Here is a 17,148-nt window from a genome sequence, read left to right as displayed (position 1 = left end):
GTGCGTTTACTTTGTTTGCTTGTTTTATTTTTATCTATTCCAGTCAAAGCCAACAATTTTGGTGACATGCCGGTAGCGCAGCAATATGCCATGCAATACATTCATGCGCTTACCCATCAAGATTATAAAATTTTACGTACATTTTATTCTCGTGACAGCTTGTTTTATGACAAAACAGCCAATGTAAAATACAAAGGTGCTCGCCACATTTTAGCGTTTTTTACCCGAGCTCATAGCGGCGTTTTAGAATACCGATTTGACGTTGACCACATGTTTAATAATGGTTCTTTAGTGGTGTTAATTGGCTCATACCGGTTACGCGGCCCAGGTGAGCAATACGGTAAACCCGGGAAAGTGATTGATATTGCAGTGCCTGGTGTCACGACATTGAAATTTGATATGGATAAAAAACGTATTGTTGAGCATATCGATTTAATGGATTATCAAACCATGTCAGATCAACTTGCCTCACAGTAATTAACTTTTCAAAGTAAGCACCTTTATTACTGTAACGATGGTCTTTAAACGTATTTGCAGCACTCACAAAAAAACCAGTCAATTGACTGGTTTTTTTAATCGTAATATTACTGCATCAGTTAAATCAAATCTGAAGCAGTCATCAATACTATGACGATGTTAGCTTAGGGTCACTTTAGCAAATTTGCGTTTCCCAACTTGGAATACCGCGCTAAAGCCAGCTTCAAAGCGTTGACGGGTATCCGTTGCTTTTTCACCGTCAATTTTTACAGCGCCTTGCTTAATCATTCGCATACCATCAGAGGTCGAGCCAACTAAACCAGCATCTTTAAGTAAGTTAGCAATTGCTAACCCATCTTCAGAGGCTGTTAAGGTCAGTTCTTGAAGGTCTTCTGGCAATGCGCCTTTTTGGAAGCGGTTAATAAACTCGTCATGTGCGCCTTGTGCTTGTGCTTCGTCATGGAAGCGGGCAATGATTTCTTTTGCCAAAGCAATTTTTACATCACGCGGGTTAGTACCGTTAGCCACATCAGCTTTAAACTGTGCAATTTCTTCTAATGGACGGAATGACAATAGTTCAAAGTAACTCCACATAAGATCATCAGAAATCGACATGATCTTACCAAACATGTCATTTGCAGGCTCACTCACACCAATGTAGTTGTGCGCCGACTTAGACATTTTCTTCACACCATCTAACCCCACTAGTAGTGGCATGGTGATCACGGTTTGCGGTTTTTGACCTTCTGCTTTTTGCAATTCACGGCCCATCAATAAATTGAACTTTTGGTCAGTTCCGCCTAATTCAACATCGGCGTTTAACGCAACTGAATCATAGCCTTGAAGTAATGGGTACATGAATTCATGAATGGCAATAGGTGTGCCTGAACCATAACGCTTTTTAAAGTCATCACGTTCCATCATGCGCGCAACCGTTTGTTTTGATGCAAGACGGATCATGCCCGCAGCACCTAAGCTTTCTAACCAGCTAGAGTTGAACTCAATGCGAGTTTTTGCGGGATCAAGAATTTTATAAACTTGTTCTTTATAGGTCTCAGCATTTGCTAAAACATCTTCGCGGGTTAACGGTGGGCGCGTAGTATTTTTACCACTTGGATCGCCGACCATACCCGTGAAGTCACCAATAAGGAAAATAACTTCATGGCCTAACTTTTGAAAAGCGCGTAATTTATTCAAAATAACCGTATGGCCAAGGTGAATATCTGGCGCGGTCGGGTCTGCACCTAACTTAATGCGCAGTGGACGCCCTTCTTTTAATTTCTCAACCAGATCCGCTTCCAGTAATATTTCATCTGTACCACGTTTAATCTCTGCCAATACTTGATCTAACTCAGCCATCTGCGCTGCAACTCCCAGAGCCTATACTAAAAAATAAAGAGGTCTATGTTACTTGTTAGCCACAGCAATTGAAAGAGTGTACACTGAGGAGATCATAACTAAAAAAGAGAATTGGTACTTGAGTCAATGGCAAAGCTAATCACTTTATTTAAATTGCTGCCAAAAGCGCACCAACTAGCACTCACTTTCCTTGCCGTTTTTAGCCTCATTATTTTGATGTTGCCCTCTGAAGACGCACAAGCATCAAGACAGACAGGTAAAATAAACGCGCCGACGTCATTATCTGAATCTAATGCACAATTCCAAGTGCCTTTATCACAACGTAGGCCCACACCGCCGTCTCAAGCATCACAACAAAATAGTGTTTCAGACCAAACTGATAGCACATTATCAGCGGCAAATAATACTCATCCCACTGTATCTGAAATTGCCCAACAACCATTAATCAATCAAACCGTTGAACCGGTCGTCAGTAATCATAAAACCAAATTCTACCAAGTGGTAAAAGGCGATACCTTAGGCGGCTTATTTAAACGCGCAGGTTTAACACCAAAAGATGTTTATGACATCACTCAGTTACCGCTGGCAAAAAAGAACTTACTTAAAATTATGCCTGGCGAAGAAATTGAAATCACCAAAACTCACGATGATCAGTTTATTGAGTTAAGTTACCAAATGGATAAAATATCTACACTAACGATTCAAAAATCTGACGGTAAATATCAAGAAAACATCACTAAAAAACAGCTCGAAGTGCGCCACGCATTTACGCAAGCCAATATAAGCAGTAACTTTTGGAACGCTGCTGCCAGTGCAGGATTGTCGGCTAACCATATTATGCAATTGGCCAACATTTTTGGTTGGGATGTCGATTTTGCGTTAGATATCCGTAAAGGTGATCGTTTTGCGTTAATCTTTGAGCAGCAATATGCCGACGGCCAGTTTATGCGCGACGGCAATATTTTAGCCGCGGAATTTTATAACCAAGGTGACCGTTATACGGCTATACGTTATACCGATGGTGAATACTATTCAGAAAGTGGTCGCAGTATGCGTAAAGCCTTTTTGCGCTCACCCGTTGATTTTAAATATGTCAGTTCTAACTTTAACCCTAAGCGTTTACATCCAGTGACAGGACAAGTAAGAGCCCACCGCGGCGTTGATTATGTTGCCGCAGTCGGCACGCCAATTAAGGCCGCTGGTAACGGACGAGTGATTAAATCAAGCTACAATCAATACAATGGTAATTATGTCTTTATTAAACATAATGACACTTACACCACCAAGTATTTGCACTTAAACAAACGTAACGTCAAACAAGGTCAATCGGTTAAGCAAGGGCAAATTATTGGAACGCTGGGCCGCACTGGTCGCGTCACTGGCGCGCATTTACATTATGAATTTATCGTTAACGGGGTTCACCGCAACCCTAGAACCGTTAAATTACCGAAATCACAAGCGATTGCCAGTGCTGAAAAAGCCAACTTCACTTTATTAAGTACCCAATTGATGGCGCAATTACAAACGCAACAGCAACAACAGCTTGCAGCACAACCCAGTGACACTGACGATGATGTTAGCGAGCTTTAATCCACATAATTTAAAGTAGAATTAAACATGTTGAAACCTGACTATTATATTGGCCTCATGTCTGGTACTAGCATGGATGGTGTTGACGCGGTATTAGTTAATTTTGCGAGCGGATCTCCGGTTTTTGAGTGTGCATATACAGAGCCTATTCCCGCGCATATTTTATCTGGCTTACAACGCTTGTGTGCACCAAGTAATAACGAAATAAATCCCCTTGGTCAGCTTGACCGTCACGTAGGCAAACTGTTTGCTCGCGCGGTAAACCAACTGCTTATTAAAGCCAAATTAACCCCTGAGCAAATTACTGCTATTGGTTCACACGGGCAAACGGTGCGCCATATGCCAGACTTAGACCCAAGTTTTACATTGCAAATTGGCGACCCCAACACCATTGCCGCCGAAACCGGCATTAATGTTATTGCTGATTTTCGCAGTAAAGATATTGCCCTAGGTGGCCAAGGTGCACCACTTGTGCCGGCATTTCATCAGCAAGTATTTACCAAGCCAGATATCGACAGAGTCATTTTAAATATTGGCGGCATTGCCAATATTACTTATTTAAGCGCCAACGCTGAACAGGTAATTGGTTTTGATACCGGTCCAGGTAACACCTTAATGGATACCTTTATTCAACAAGAGCGCCAACAAGCCTATGATAACAATGGCCAATGGGCAGCATCGGGTACCGTCAATAAAGCCTTATTATCACAGCTGTTATCACACTCTTATTTTGCAATGAGTTACCCTAAAAGCACTGGTCGAGAGTTATTTAATCGCAAATGGTTAGCCCAACAACTGGCTAACTTTACTGCCATTGCCCCAGAAGATATTCAAGCTACGCTGTTAGATTTTACCTGTTACTCCATTGCTAACGACATCCGCCGCTTAACCACCAACGGAGAAATCCTGGTTTGCGGTGGGGGGGCACGCAATAGCACATTAATGGCACGTTTAGCTGAAATCTTAGCGCATCACACATTAACCACAACCGCCAGTGCTGGCATAGACCCCCAATGGGTAGAAGGTATTGCATTTGCTTGGTTAGCCATGCGTTTTGTGCATCGTTTACCCGGCAATTTACCTGCGGTAACTGGCGCTAGCCGCGCAGCTATTTTAGGTGGGTTGTTTGTTGCAGATTAACCTTCACCCAATACAATGGTATGATCACCGCCACAACGTTTTCATCCATACGTCCTTTTTACACACATCGATTAGGCTGGCAATAAGCAAGCAAAAGAGAAAATTATGACCGCTAAAACTAAACCTGTTTCAGAATTACTTAACCTGACACCAGAAGCTCGTTACGACTATCTGGTTGAACAAGTGAAAGCGACCAAGCAAATTTGGAGCTTACAAGACCAAGACGGCTGCGTGATGCTAACGACTGAAGAAGAAGATTGTATTCCGATGTGGCCAGATGAAGAAACGGCTAACTTATGGGCTGTTGACGAATGGAAAGAGTGTGAAGCATTAATGATCCCACTCGATGAGTTTCAAAGTCGTTGGGTAAGTGGTATGGAAGAAGATGATTTATTCATTGCCGTATTCCCAGTCCAAGACGATTTAGGCGTAGTATTGCCACCTTATGAAGTGGATCAACGCCTTACTCCTCGCGCTAAAATTAATCACTAATAACCTATATGGGATAAGCAATGACCCAACATACGCCAACACAAACGGCTGCAGTCGACACAAATAATATCGTGGATACTGAACACCACGACCAACCCCCTGAAGTTAAATTAGCATCTTTTCCCAAACGACTGATTATCTTAATGTTGGTTTATATATTGGCGTCAGTCAGTGGGTTAATTACCGATGCGGTAAATAAAGAATCGGCATTATTTTGTGTGTTAACTTTGATGATGGTTGTGGCGGTTTTTGGTCGTCAAAAAGCAGCACTTTATTTGCTGCGCGCATATGCAGTGGTGCAATTGCTTTTATATTGTGCGCTACCTGTCATCATGTACGACCCTGACAATTTAGTTGCAGGACCGACATTATTCCAAGTGGGTAAATACTATGTAGAAGTTGCCGACTGGGTGATATACACAGTGCTTATCGCTTTAGGTTTGTGGCAGTTATGGGTAGGGTTTAGTCCAAGGGTAAAACGGTGTTTTGTCCGAAAAGTGAATATGAACCTGATTAATTAGGCCAGTAATCAACACTTTTGTTTTGCTATCACTAAAAGCTAATAATAAAAAAGCCGTCTAAGACGGCTTTTTTTGTGCAACTAAGTTTACCTTAACAGTTAAACCGAGAAGCTAGCACCACAACCACATGTAGTTGTTGCATTTGGGTTTTTAACGAAAAAACGAGAACCTTCAAGCCCTGAAGTGTAGTCAACTTCGCCACCAACAAGATATTGTAAACTCATTGGGTCGACCACTAATTGCACCCCTTGCTTTTCAATGGTCAAGTCACCTTCATTCACTTTTTCATCGAAAGTAAATCCATACTGAAAACCAGAACAACCACCACCGGTGACATAAACACGTAATTTTAGCTCAGGATTTTGTTCTTCTTCCAACAAGCCTTTGACCTTGATCGCCGCAGCATCGGTAAATTGAATTGGCATTGCTGCATCAGTTTGTTCAGTCATTGTTACCTCTATACTTCTGTTAGCTGTCGGAATTATCTATTACCTGACTATTTTGTTCAAGTATTACCCGCAGTTCTTTTTCACCTTGTAAAAGCTCAGGAACATGGAAAAGCTCGACGGTTTGTCCACCTTTCACACCTTGACGTGATTTAACCTGCACTTTAACTTCAATGCGCTGTAAGTTAAATCCATCAGGGACGGTGAATTCAGCATCTGCAATTTGAAAATAGGTAAAGTTAAACATTAAGTCATTGTCTGTTAAATCGGTCAATGCAATGGTTTGTGCTTCACCCTCTTTCACTCCAATGAGGTTAATCTCAGCCTGCGCTTTTGATAATGTTTTTCGTTTTTGCAATTGAGTCAAAATTAGCCGCAATTGATATTGCTGCGCCAACATGCCGTGTGACAACTCCAACGTGTGGATACCAATACCTTCTACAGTGGCGTCTGGTACCATTAAGCTACGATAAAAAGCCAACTCAGTTTCAAGTTGCTGGCGTTCATCAAGCTGCTTGTTAAAGATGCCTCGCATTGCAACGTTGGCTTCTTGTTCAATTTTTAACGTCAATCTTAGTGTAGCTAGATCACGCGATACCTTGCGTAATTCATCTTCAAGCGCCACTTTTTGTTTATCAACAACCGGCGCTTGCTTAGGCGCATAAGACAACACGATATTGTAAACGCTGATACCAAGTAAAAATGCTACACACATCATACTCAATAAATAAAAGCCAGATGTACGACTTTTATGCTCAAATACTTGCAGTCGGTGTAACCAACGGTGATAATTTAGCATTAAGCAACAAACCTTTATTAGAATTATAATTGATTTTTAATGTCATTTAGCCAACCCGCTACCGAGCAAACTTGTGCAAAACATCATAAATAAAGCCGCTATTATTAACGCCAAACGTGCAACACGCAAATATCTACGTAACGAATTTAGAGATAAACTCTCTCAAGCGAAGATCAGTGCCCAGTTGTGTACGTTAGCGTTATTGTTTGCCGTATTTGCTTCAGCCATTATTATTTTATTTAGGGTGTTATTGGATTGGGCTGCGCAATACACCGCCCCGCAAGCCACTCAATTTACCGAAGCATTAGTTAGCTGGCGTACCTATTTACCTTTCATGGGCGCATTAACCATTTGGGTGCTATATCGCATTGGCTCAAAACGTTATCGGCGAATGGGCATTGCCTATGTGTTACATCGAGTAAAAATACATTATGGTAAAGTGCCACTACCTTCAGCTATGGGACAATTCTTTCAAGCATTAGCCGCGTTAATTTCGAACTTCTCTGTTGGTAAAGAAGGCCCTGCAATTCATTTAGGCGCGGTAACTGCCAGTGTGCTAGCTGAAAAATTTCAACTACCTGACAACAGTGTACGCATTATGTGTGCCAGTGGGATTGCCGCAGGGATTGCTGCCACCTTTAACGCACCGTTAGCTGCAGTATTATTTGTATTTGAAGTGATTGTTCGTGAATACAAAATTCATTACTTCTTTCCCATTATGCTATCGGCTATTTGTGGGGCGCTATCGAGCCAGTTAGCCTTTGGTAATGTTCACGAATATGACTTAATTAATGTCATCCACATCCCTTTAGACCATTACCCCATTTTATTACTGGGCGGCGTAGCATTAGGAGTTGCCGCGGCCACCTTTAATTTTTCACTATTAAAAGTCACCGCCAAAAGTCAAAAGTGGCCATTGTATCAACGCCTGCTTTTAGCCGGCATGATTACAACCCTAGTTGGATTATTTATCCCTCAGGCCTTAGGTTCTGGCGATTTAGCAATTCATGAAGCTATTAGTGAAAACCCTAGCGTGTGGTTTTTAATTATGTTGCTTGGCGCAAAAACCATCGCAACTATTGCAGCGATAGGCTTAGGTATTCCTGGCGGACTGATTGGCCCACTATATGGTATTGGGGCAGTTTTAGGTGCTATTTTGGCATTAATAATGATGACCCTATTTCCTGAGGTTGAGCCTTTTATCGGTTTATATACTGTTATTGGTATGACAGCAATGATGGGGGTGTGTTTAAGTGCGCCCTTGGCCGCATTAGTTGCACTGCTTGAGCTAACCAATGACGCCTCAATTATTCTACCCGCCATGTTTGTGACGATTCCGGCCTACTTGATTGCCTATCAAGCACTGCGAGCGCAATCGGTGTTTTTAAAACAGCTTGACATTATGGGCTTGGGTTACAAGGTACCGCCTTTGAATCAAGGATTACAGAAAAAAGGTGTCCGCACCTTAATGGACAGCCGCTTTGTGATTGTAAAAGATGACAACGAGCTGTTATTAGAGGTGTTAAAACGCGCCGATGGTCGCCCTGTTTTGGTTAAAAACGCAGATGACGAAATAGAAATGTTGCGTCTTGAAATGCAATCTTTTGAACAAAACACCACCTTAACACGTCATAAAATAGAAGGGCTTAGTGACAATAAAACCCTGGATGAAGCCTATGAATTATTAGCACCCAAGCGCACCGGACAGGTGTATATATATCAAGGTAGCACTCAAAATGTGGTCGGAGTGATCAGTTGGAGTCATTTACAAAAAGAAATTCGCAGTGGTGAGCTATAACCTCATTAATAGTCATTAGCGTATTCAGTTTTCGCGTCACTGAATAAGTGTTGTAGCCCATTGCGATCTAAGCCTAAATTCCCCATAAATAGCCTCTAGATGAAGTAGCTTAGGCTTATATTGTTTGCTACAATTTCGCCTCAGCCACCCTACACAACATTGGCACATCTTAATGCATTAAGATAACGCCTCCCAACTTGGAAATAGGCTGATGACTCAGTTTGAAGGTTCACACATCCTTTCAGTAAACCAGTTAAGTCTGGACTCGCTAAACACCATTTTTAACGTTGCTCATAAAATGACGCCTTACGCACTAAGAGAAAAGCGTACTAAGGTCTTAGATGGGGCCATTTTAGGTAACTTATTCTTTGAGCCAAGTACCCGTACTCGTGTTAGTTTTGGCTGTGCATTTAATTTACTTGGCGGTAATGTGCGTGAAACCGTTGGTATGGCGGCCTCTTCACTATCAAAAGGGGAGTCGCTTTACGACACGGCACGCGTGTTATCAACCTACTCAGATGTTATCGCTATGCGCCACCCTGAATCTTACTCAGTTGAAGAGTTTGCTAAGGGTAGCCGCGTACCGGTCATTAATGGCGGTGACGGCGCTAACGAACACCCAACTCAAGCATTATTAGACTTATTTACCATCCAAAAAGAGTTGGTGCATTCAGGTCGGAGCATTGATGGTGCACATATTGCTTTAGTCGGTGACCTTAAATATGGCCGCACCGTGCACTCGTTATCACGCTTGCTATGTATGTATAAAGATATCCACTTCACATTGATATCACCAAGTGAATTAGCAATGCCTGAATATGTGATCGCCGACATTGAAAACGCTGGCCATAAGATCACAATAAGCCATCAGTTAGAAGGCAACCTAAATCAAGCCGACATTCTGTATTTAACCCGTATTCAAGAAGAGCGCTTTCCCTCACAAGAAGAAGCCAATAAGTACCGAGGAAAGTTTCGCTTAAACCATTCAATTTACACTCAACACTGTAAATCGAACACGGTGATTATGCACCCTTTGCCACGCGACTCGCGCGCTCAAGCAAATGAACTCGACAATGATTTAAATAGTCATCCTAGTTTGGCCATTTTCAGGCAAGCTGATAATGGCTTACTTATTCGTATGGCACTTTTTGCTTTAACTCTTGGGGTTGAAAATCAACTCGAGAAGTATGAGTGTCCAGTAAATTGGTATTCACGTAAGGCCGATAGATAATCGGTTGAAAAATAGTAAGGAACACAAATGACTCGCTCAGCAGCTTTGTTCGAACAAGCTAAACAAACCATTCCAGGTGGCGTTAACTCACCAGTACGTGCTTTTAATGGCGTTGGTGGTCACCCACTTTTTATTGAAAAAGCTGACGGCGCGTATATTTTTGACGCTGACGGTAAAAAATACATTGATTATGTTGGCTCTTGGGGACCAATGATTTTAGGTCATAATCACCCTAAAATTCGTCAAGCCGTATTAGATGCCGTTGAAAATGGCTTATCATTTGGCGCACCAACTGAACTTGAAGTTCAAATGGCTGAAAAAGTGATTGAAATGGTGCCTTCAATGGAACAAGTCCGTATGGTGAGCTCAGGTACTGAAGCGACCATGAGTGCTATCCGCCTTGCTCGTGGTTTCACCTCTCGTGATAAAATCCTAAAGTTTGAAGGTTGTTATCATGGGCATGCCGACTGCTTATTAGTTAAGGCAGGCTCTGGTGCATTAACACTTGGACAACCGAGCTCACCGGGTATTCCAGAAGATTTTGCTAAGCACACGCTAACAGCAACATACAACGATCTTGATTCGGTTCGTGCATTGTTTGAACAACACCCAGAAGATATCTCTTGTATCATCCTTGAACCTGTTGCTGGCAACATGAACTGCATTCCACCTGTTGAAGGTTTCCTAGCAGGTTTACGTGCAATTTGTGATGAGTTTGGCGCATTGATGATTATTGATGAAGTCATGACCGGTTTCCGCGTATCAAAAAGCGGCGCACAAGGTTATTACGGCGTGAAACCTGACCTAACTACATTAGGTAAAGTCATTGGCGGCGGTATGCCAGTGGGTGCATTTGGTGGTCGTAAAGATGTCATGCAGTTTATTGCGCCGACAGGTCCGGTTTATCAAGCAGGTACGCTTTCAGGCAACCCTATTGCAATGACTGCAGGTCTTGCTCAAATGGAAGCGTTATGTGAGCCTGGCGTTTATGAAGCACTCGCTGAAAAAACTCAGCGTATTGCTCAAGGCTTTAAAGCTGCGGCTGACAAGCACGGTATTCCATTAAACGTTAATTTTGTTGGCGGCATGTTTGGTATTTTCTTCACAGAAGATAGCGCACCAATGACTTCATTTGATCAGGTCACTCAATGCAATGGCGAACATTTCCGTCAGTTCTACCATGGCATGCTAGATGAAGGCATTTACCTAGCCCCTTCTGCTTATGAAGCGGGTTTCTTATCTTTAGCACACGGCGAAGAAGAGTTAACTAAAACTCTTGAAGCTGTTGACCGCGTGTTTGCTTCAATGAAGTAATCATGCCTATTTGCCAAAGCAAATAGCAGCGAATAAAAAAAGGCTAATCATTTGATTAGCCTTTTTTAATATCTAAAACACTCGATAAAGACAACGATTTCAATCACTATTTAAGTTATTGTCAATAAATTCAATTTAAAGCCAAGCTAAAAACTGGACGCAAAACGAATAAACCCTAGCATTACATTACCACTTGAAACCTTAAGCTAAAGCAGTAAATTACAACTCCAATATGCCAAAGTGATATCAACTGCGAGTTAAATAGCCGGCACTTTAAACTCGGTGCCATCGATATCAAGAATTACGTCTCGAGGACGGATCTCTATAATCGTCATTTTGTCATCAATCTTATCGCCTTGCTGTAACTCAGCCCCATCAACATTCAACCAACGTTGAGTCGGGTCGGTTGAATAAACATGAGCAACAATATTAAATTCAGGCACATTTAATTGCACACTTGCAGGCAAATCACCATAGCTTGGAATTAACTTATCCGATGTTTTAGGGAACGGAGCTAAATCGCCTTTTGACATCGGTTTTGCCGTTGCGTGTTCATATTCAACATCTTGCAAAGCCGCCTTAAACGCATGCATTAATTTATTATGCTCCACTTCCTCAGCTTGTGTGTCACCGTACTTAACGTCTTCAGCAGCGTTATCAACCTCATACTGTAAGGCTGCAATTTGTTCTTGCTCACGACGATTAGCATCTTTGCCCAGCATAATGGGTTGAGTGACATCTTTATCTTTGGTGCTTTGCACAACAGGTATTTGAGGAACTTTAGCTTGGGAATCATTCAGCGAATTTTGCTTATCGTACTCGGCGCTTAACGCTTGTAAATGCGCCAAGGTAATACCAGAATCTGTTGATGTTGATGTTGATGTTGGTGTTGGTGTTGGTGTTAATGCAGGAATTGAGGTTGATGTGACAGTGGTTTGAGTATGCTTACTCTGAACTGATGCAAGCGGTTTTGAAGCCCTGCCAACATGCTGTGACTGATTTCCCGTATACACCTTTGCTATAGGCAATGCGACCTTGCCAGCTAATCGAACCTCACTCGCAGTGTTAGCTACATTCACCGTTGAAAAATCAGCAGAACCATTCATATTCTCTGCGCCAATAATATGCTCTTGCGCCGTATCCGTTTGCACCATTGCGGCTTTAAACTGATTAGACTGTGACACAGTTAACTCAGCGCGCGTAGGTTGTAATAGCTCATTCATTAACCATGCTCCCCCTACACCCACAGCAACCGTGCCAACGAGCACAGCGCTTTGCTTCAACCAACGTGCAATACTGGTCTTTGGTGATGGCGACGCTAATGGCGCAACTTGGGTAACTAAATCAATCGGTGTTTGATTTTGGCGTTTCTCTTTTGTTACCGCATCGAGCAAAATTGACATTAACGATACCCTTTATCGTGACTTAATTTAGGCCCTGTTTGGCTGAGCAATAAATTAATTCTCACCAAGGTTTGACTACCAGCAATACCATCTGCTTTTAGACCATTTTGCCGCTGAAACTCCATCACATGTTGTGATAAAGCAGAGTCAAACTGAGTTAATAACCGTGTTTGACGCTTTTGAATCGCCGCTAGACTGTTTTCAAGCCATTGAGCTTGAGTCACATTAGCAGTCGGGCCAATTTCTCGTAAATTAGTGTTATCGCCAGACCATAAAATTTCAAATGTGCCACTAAAGTGGCGCTCAAACCAGGCTTTATCCACCCAAAACTGTTGTTCATTCAGTTGCAGTAATATTTGCTCGCCATCACGCTGCACGACCACCCCGTAAAACATTTTTCCTTGCTGGTTATATAGATAAACCACCGCGGGATAATTAAGCTGCATAACACTATGCCAATTACCTTGCTGCTGATAACAAGCTAAACCTTGTTGCACCGCTGCTTGGCAAAAAGTTAAACCGATGATCGGTTGTTTTTGCCATAACCCCAGTAACCCGGCATATGCAGTATCAATTTGCAGGCTGGTATTAATGGCACTGCGAAGTACTTGTTGGCTAATCGAGGGTTTTTCAACATTAACAGGTGGTGTTAGCGTCGTCTGAGTCGCGTCATTGGATTGATGACTCAACGCAGGTTGTTTAAGCTGCTCGGGAGCATCGCTATCAAGTTGCTGAAACACATAAAATGCAGCAATAAAAGCCACGATTAAGCTAAACGCTAATATCATTGGCCAACGTTTATTTTCTGGCACGTCATCTTCACCGAGCACTTCTTTAGCAGCCTGGCGGATCATCTTATGATCAATGGGGACTTTTGATTGGCCGTAACCGGCCATTAAGGCACGTTCGCATAATAAATTGGTTAAGCGCGGAATACCGCCACTAAACTTATGCAGCACTTTAATTGATTTAGCGGTAAATAACGGTTCATGACGCCCCGCCACTTGCAGGCGATGGATAACATAAAAGCCAAGCTCTTCAACAGACAAAGGCAGTAAGTGATAACGCGCGGTAATCCGCTGAGCTAATTGGCGTAAATCTTGGCGCTTTAACAACTGTTGTAATTCAGGCTGACCAATTAAAATAACTTGCAACAGCTTTTTGGTGTCAGTTTCAAGATTAGTTAATAGGCGTAACTGCTCTAACACTTCAGAACGAAGATGTTGCGCCTCATCAATAATTAATACCGTATTACGTTTTTGCTGGTGATTAGCCAATAGAAACTGGCTAAGTAAATCAGTCAACTGTTTTAAGCTTGGATTCTCACCGTATTTGATCCTGAGTTCATCACACAAGCTGGCCAGTAATTCTAACTCAGTTAATGAAGGATTTAGAATAAACGCAGTGTCAGTATTTTCTGGTAACTGCTTTAATAAACAACGAGATACAGTAGTTTTACCCGTGCCAACTTCCCCGGTTAATAACACAAAACCGCCCGTTTCACCTAAACCATACGTTAAGTGCGCTAACGCCTCTTTATGACGTTCACTTAAAAATAAATAATGTGGATTAGGGGCAATAGAAAACGGATTATCGTTTAATCCATAGAAGGCTTTATACATCCGCGGTAAATCCTCTTTAATCAGTACCGAGCCACGTTAATACCTGCGTCCGTTGATGTCAAAAGTTAGCCGTAAAAATGTATCTCTGGTAAGCTATTTCACTATAAATTCTTAGCACAAAGTAGCAATGAACGTTTATCTCGTTGGCGGCGCGGTCCGCGATAACTTATTAGCACTACCAGTAAAAGACAAAGACTTTGTCGTTGTCGGCTCCAGTGTGCAAACAATGCTAGACAACGGCTTTACTCAAGTAGGTAAAGACTTCCCTGTTTTTTTGCACCCTAAAACCCAACAAGAGTATGCATTAGCCCGTACAGAGCGAAAAACAGGTCCTGGTTATCAAGGCTTTAGTTGCCATGCCAATGAAAACGTGACCTTAGAACAAGATTTACTTCGTCGAGACTTAACAATCAATGCCATCGCCCAGGGTGATGATGGCCAACTAGTCGACCCCTATGGCGGCGTCGATGATCTCAATAATCGAATTTTACGCCATGTTTCAAGCGCATTTTCTGAGGATCCATTACGCGTATTACGTGTAGCGCGTTTTGCCGCACGTTTTCACCCCCAAGGCTTTACTATTGCCACCGACACCTTACGACTGATGCAACACATGGTTGCATCTGGCGAGCTTTGCGCGTTAACGCCAGAACGTGTATGGCAGGAAATAGATAAAGTGCTTGATTGCCAAACGCCACAAGTTTTTTTTGAGGTATTACGCCAATGTGGGGCACTTAAAGTGATATTACCTGAATTAGATGCGCTATTTGGTGTGCCGCAACCTGAAAAGTGGCACCCAGAAATAGACACCGGTATCCACACTTTAATGGTATTAGCACAAGCATGTTTATTAACTGATGATAAAGCCATTCGTTTTGCTGCGCTAACACATGACTTAGGTAAAGCCTTAACACCAGCAGAGCAATGGCCAAAGCATCACGGACATGGACAAAAAGGAGTCAAACCCATTAAGCAACTGTGTAAGCGATTGCGCGTACCCAACGAGGCCCGAGATTTAGCGATATTACTAAGCGAGCAACACCAAAATATTCATAATGCTTTTGAACTGCGTCCAGAAACCGTATTAAACATATTTGATAAAGCAGATTTTTGGCGAAAACCACAGCATCTTGAAGGCTTGTTGATTGGTTGTCACGCTGATACCAGAGGCCGTACTGGCTTTGAACAGCAAAACTACCCTCAAGCTGCGTATTTAAAAGCGTGTTTTACCGCGGCAAATAACATTAAAGTAAAACCGATTATTGAAGCCGGTTTTAGCGGCGCGCAAATAAAACAACAACTCGCCCTTCAACGCATAGAAGCAATTAGTCAGCTTAAAGAAGCTACACTTAACCATGACATTTAATTGAAGTTTCATAATACACAGATAAACTAAAACAAGTGATGACATTATTAAACGTCATTCAAGCAAGTAAGAAATTAGACAAACTAAAGTGCTAAACATTGGAATTAAGGTTAAAAAATACCTAGAAACAAGGGTTTTTATGCGTCTAGCTTGCATTTTTGCTTGAATTCGTTCTTTTAAAGCAATATCTTATATCTACCAATAGTATATAAAATATTGTGTGTCGTAATGACAATGGTGCAGAAATGTATTCTGCATTATCTACAACCTAATATTGATTAAGGGATTTACCCATGAACAAAAAAATGATGATTGCTGGTGTTGCTTTAACTGCGCTTTTAGGTGGCTGTGCTAACACTACTGCTTTAGAAGAAAGCGTTGCTAACCTAGGTAACAAAGTTGATCAGTTGTCTGCTGAAGTGGGTGCGTTAAAATCTGAGCAAGGCCAACTTTCTTCTGACGTTAAAGGCGCAAAAGCAGCTTCTATGGACGCTCAAGCTGAAGCTAAACGTGCAAATGACCGTTTAGACAACATGGCGACTTCATACAAGAAGTAATAGTCATAAAAAATTAGCTTATTTAATAGGTTGATTATTAAGGCTTGATACTAAAGAAACTGATAACAGTTTCTTTAGTATCAAGCCTTAATTGTTTATGTCATCTGCTTTTAATCACCTTCGCTTTTAACCACAATCCGTTTTTACAGCAGTTTGGATGATGACATTAGGCTTTTACTTACTCAGCACGCTTTAACACCAATACACACCAATCAAAGTCCACTTCCATATCACTAATATTAGCAACCGTCCGCGCTGTTGATTTATTGGTGCGCCAGCCGAAGTTAGATTGCGCAATTAACGCCTCTCCCTGCTGCGCAGTGACCGCTTGTGTTAATGCAACTTGGGTTTGAGTTGCAATGGTTAAGGTTTTAGGTAGATTTAGCGCTAATGGTTTTTCTACCAAATCAGGTTGGATAATTTTCCTTAACTGCCATAAATGCCGACTATTTGGTAATACTAAAACCAGTCGTCCATCTTGCTTTAGCACTCGTTGACATTCTTGGCCTTTCAATTGGCTATCTAGCACGGTTACTACATCAACACTGTTGTCATTAAACGGTAGGCGTTTCGTTGAGCTCAATAACAAGGTTGCTGGTGTGTGGAATTTATTGGCGGCAAATAATGCATTTTCAGCATCACTGACTCCCCATGTATGCAATTGTTCATGGGCAAGTGGCTCATGTAACTGGCGAATGAAAAAGCCATCGCCACATTGATAATCAAGCCAATGTTTAGGCGTTGAGTCCGCATTGTTGCTTAATAATGTCTGCAGTAGCTCAGTTAATTTGGCCGTTAACGGCGCATACAAACCTGACGATAATAAAAATTGTTTTGCGCGCATTTGCTGGCGAGAGAGCGTTTGCAATTTATGCTTGCTGCCCAATAAGCACGAATAAAACCCTTGCGTATTTTTGTCTAATCGGTGTTTTTCGTCACAATAAAAACCTTGTGATGACGCATGTAAATGAAGTGGTAATTGACAAAATGGACAAGCTAACGGTGTGGTATTCATAACAAGCTCACAATGGGT

16 protein-coding genes are annotated in these 17,148 nt (G+C 42.0%); 10 read left to right on the top strand and 6 right to left on the bottom strand.

The window, feature by feature from the left end; translation table 11 throughout:
- A complete protein-coding gene (locus G3R48_RS01290; RefSeq protein ID WP_212593171.1) occupies positions 1-477 on the top strand; it encodes a nuclear transport factor 2 family protein in 477 nt (158 codons plus the stop codon).
- Positions 478-636: 159 nt separating this feature from the next.
- Here G3R48_RS01290 and tyrS read toward each other — a convergent pair whose 3' ends face one another.
- Positions 637-1,836 carry a tyrosine--tRNA ligase gene (tyrS, locus tag G3R48_RS01285; protein WP_153661039.1) on the bottom strand — a complete coding sequence of 400 codons (1,200 nt, stop codon included), beginning with the start codon at positions 1,834-1,836 and terminating at the stop codon, positions 637-639.
- Positions 1,837-1,962: 126 nt separating this feature from the next.
- Here tyrS and G3R48_RS01280 point away from each other — a divergent pair, with 126 nt between their 5' ends.
- The 4 genes from G3R48_RS01280 to G3R48_RS01265 all read left to right on the top strand — a co-directional run bounded on the left by G3R48_RS01280 (position 1,963) and on the right by G3R48_RS01265 (position 5,579).
- Entirely contained in the window at positions 1,963-3,426 is a 1,464-nt protein-coding gene (locus tag G3R48_RS01280; RefSeq protein WP_153661041.1) for a peptidoglycan DD-metalloendopeptidase family protein, read from the top strand.
- A 30-nt stretch (positions 3,427-3,456) separates the two neighbouring features.
- Positions 3,457-4,566, top strand: coding sequence for an anhydro-N-acetylmuramic acid kinase (locus G3R48_RS01275; RefSeq protein ID WP_153662079.1), 1,110 nt, complete (start codon positions 3,457-3,459; stop codon positions 4,564-4,566).
- Positions 4,567-4,671: 105 nt separating this feature from the next.
- Positions 4,672-5,058: a DUF2750 domain-containing protein gene (locus G3R48_RS01270; RefSeq protein WP_153661043.1), complete on the top strand. Its 387-nt coding sequence runs from the start codon at positions 4,672-4,674 to the stop codon at positions 5,056-5,058.
- 20 nt (positions 5,059-5,078) lie between these two features.
- Positions 5,079-5,579 (top strand): hypothetical protein, encoded by a 501-nt coding sequence (locus G3R48_RS01265; RefSeq protein ID WP_194823822.1) that lies wholly within the window; start codon positions 5,079-5,081, stop codon positions 5,577-5,579.
- A 98-nt stretch (positions 5,580-5,677) separates the two neighbouring features.
- Here G3R48_RS01265 and erpA read toward each other — a convergent pair whose 3' ends face one another.
- Both erpA and G3R48_RS01255 read right to left on the bottom strand, forming a co-directional pair.
- Positions 5,678-6,028 carry an iron-sulfur cluster insertion protein ErpA gene (gene erpA / locus G3R48_RS01260; RefSeq protein WP_153661045.1) on the bottom strand — a complete coding sequence of 117 codons (351 nt, stop codon included), beginning with the start codon at positions 6,026-6,028 and terminating at the stop codon, positions 5,678-5,680.
- A gap of 19 nt (positions 6,029-6,047) precedes the next feature.
- Entirely contained in the window at positions 6,048-6,824 is a 777-nt protein-coding gene (locus G3R48_RS01255; RefSeq protein ID WP_153661047.1) for a DUF6776 family protein, read from the bottom strand.
- A gap of 73 nt (positions 6,825-6,897) precedes the next feature.
- On the opposite strand from G3R48_RS01255, the gene G3R48_RS01250 reads away from it, so the two are divergent.
- The 3 genes from G3R48_RS01250 to hemL all read left to right on the top strand — a co-directional run bounded on the left by G3R48_RS01250 (position 6,898) and on the right by hemL (position 11,167).
- Positions 6,898-8,622 carry a chloride channel protein gene (locus G3R48_RS01250; RefSeq protein ID WP_212593170.1) on the top strand — a complete coding sequence of 575 codons (1,725 nt, stop codon included), beginning with the start codon at positions 6,898-6,900 and terminating at the stop codon, positions 8,620-8,622.
- A 211-nt stretch (positions 8,623-8,833) separates the two neighbouring features.
- A complete protein-coding gene (locus tag G3R48_RS01245) occupies positions 8,834-9,853 on the top strand; it encodes an aspartate carbamoyltransferase (protein ID WP_153661049.1) in 1,020 nt (339 codons plus the stop codon).
- Between the two features lie 27 nt (positions 9,854-9,880).
- Positions 9,881-11,167, top strand: coding sequence for a glutamate-1-semialdehyde 2,1-aminomutase (gene hemL, locus G3R48_RS01240; RefSeq protein ID WP_153661051.1), 1,287 nt, complete (start codon positions 9,881-9,883; stop codon positions 11,165-11,167).
- Positions 11,168-11,424: 257 nt separating this feature from the next.
- Here the strand turns inward: hemL and G3R48_RS01235 are convergent, their stop codons facing one another.
- Both G3R48_RS01235 and G3R48_RS01230 read right to left on the bottom strand, forming a co-directional pair.
- Positions 11,425-12,570, bottom strand: a complete 1,146-nt coding sequence (locus tag G3R48_RS01235) for a general secretion pathway protein GspB (RefSeq protein ID WP_153661053.1) — start codon at positions 12,568-12,570, stop codon at positions 11,425-11,427.
- Entirely contained in the window at positions 12,570-14,192 is a 1,623-nt protein-coding gene (locus G3R48_RS01230; RefSeq protein ID WP_153661055.1) for an ExeA family protein, read from the bottom strand. The genes G3R48_RS01235 and G3R48_RS01230 overlap by 1 nt, the downstream gene beginning before the upstream one ends.
- Positions 14,193-14,319: 127 nt before the next feature.
- Between G3R48_RS01230 and G3R48_RS01225 the strand changes: the two genes are divergently transcribed.
- Positions 14,320-15,558: a multifunctional CCA addition/repair protein gene (locus G3R48_RS01225; RefSeq protein WP_153661057.1), complete on the top strand. Its 1,239-nt coding sequence runs from the start codon at positions 14,320-14,322 to the stop codon at positions 15,556-15,558.
- 293 nt (positions 15,559-15,851) lie between these two features.
- Positions 15,852-16,115 carry an Lpp/OprI family alanine-zipper lipoprotein gene (locus G3R48_RS01220; protein ID WP_153661059.1) on the top strand — a complete coding sequence of 88 codons (264 nt, stop codon included), beginning with the start codon at positions 15,852-15,854 and terminating at the stop codon, positions 16,113-16,115.
- Between the two features lie 178 nt (positions 16,116-16,293).
- Here G3R48_RS01220 and G3R48_RS01215 read toward each other — a convergent pair whose 3' ends face one another.
- Positions 16,294-17,130 (bottom strand): methyltransferase domain-containing protein, encoded by an 837-nt coding sequence (locus G3R48_RS01215; RefSeq protein WP_153661061.1) that lies wholly within the window; start codon positions 17,128-17,130, stop codon positions 16,294-16,296.
- Positions 17,131-17,148 lie beyond the last annotated feature (18 nt).

It is taken from the genome of Shewanella intestini, from assembly GCF_018221465.1.
In the GTDB taxonomy this organism is placed as follows: Bacteria; Pseudomonadota; Gammaproteobacteria; order Enterobacterales; family Shewanellaceae; genus Shewanella; species Shewanella intestini.
Note: the sequence above shows the minus strand (reverse complement) of the source record. Positions and strands in the feature narration are given on the sequence as shown.

What these genes read in the sequence shown, in the direction of transcription:
- tyrS (WP_153661039.1), bottom strand. Translation starts at nt 1,836, where the DNA reads ATGGCTGAGTTAGATCAAGTATTGGCAGAGATTAAACGTGGTACAGAT.
- G3R48_RS01280 (WP_153661041.1), top strand. Translation starts at nt 1,963, where the DNA reads ATGGCAAAGCTAATCACTTTATTTAAATTGCTGCCAAAAGCGCACCAA.
- G3R48_RS01270 (WP_153661043.1), top strand. Translation starts at nt 4,672, where the DNA reads ATGACCGCTAAAACTAAACCTGTTTCAGAATTACTTAACCTGACACCA.
- G3R48_RS01265 (WP_194823822.1), top strand. Translation starts at nt 5,079, where the DNA reads ATGACCCAACATACGCCAACACAAACGGCTGCAGTCGACACAAATAAT.
- erpA (WP_153661045.1), bottom strand. Translation starts at nt 6,028, where the DNA reads ATGACTGAACAAACTGATGCAGCAATGCCAATTCAATTTACCGATGCT.
- G3R48_RS01255 (WP_153661047.1), bottom strand. Translation starts at nt 6,824, where the DNA reads ATGCTAAATTATCACCGTTGGTTACACCGACTGCAAGTATTTGAGCAT.
- G3R48_RS01245 (WP_153661049.1), top strand. Translation starts at nt 8,834, where the DNA reads ATGACTCAGTTTGAAGGTTCACACATCCTTTCAGTAAACCAGTTAAGT.
- hemL (WP_153661051.1), top strand. Translation starts at nt 9,881, where the DNA reads ATGACTCGCTCAGCAGCTTTGTTCGAACAAGCTAAACAAACCATTCCA.
- G3R48_RS01235 (WP_153661053.1), bottom strand. Translation starts at nt 12,570, where the DNA reads ATGTCAATTTTGCTCGATGCGGTAACAAAAGAGAAACGCCAAAATCAA.
- G3R48_RS01230 (WP_153661055.1), bottom strand. Translation starts at nt 14,192, where the DNA reads ATGTATAAAGCCTTCTATGGATTAAACGATAATCCGTTTTCTATTGCC.
- G3R48_RS01225 (WP_153661057.1), top strand. Translation starts at nt 14,320, where the DNA reads ATGAACGTTTATCTCGTTGGCGGCGCGGTCCGCGATAACTTATTAGCA.
- G3R48_RS01220 (WP_153661059.1), top strand. Translation starts at nt 15,852, where the DNA reads ATGAACAAAAAAATGATGATTGCTGGTGTTGCTTTAACTGCGCTTTTA.
- G3R48_RS01215 (WP_153661061.1), bottom strand. Translation starts at nt 17,130, where the DNA reads ATGAATACCACACCGTTAGCTTGTCCATTTTGTCAATTACCACTTCAT.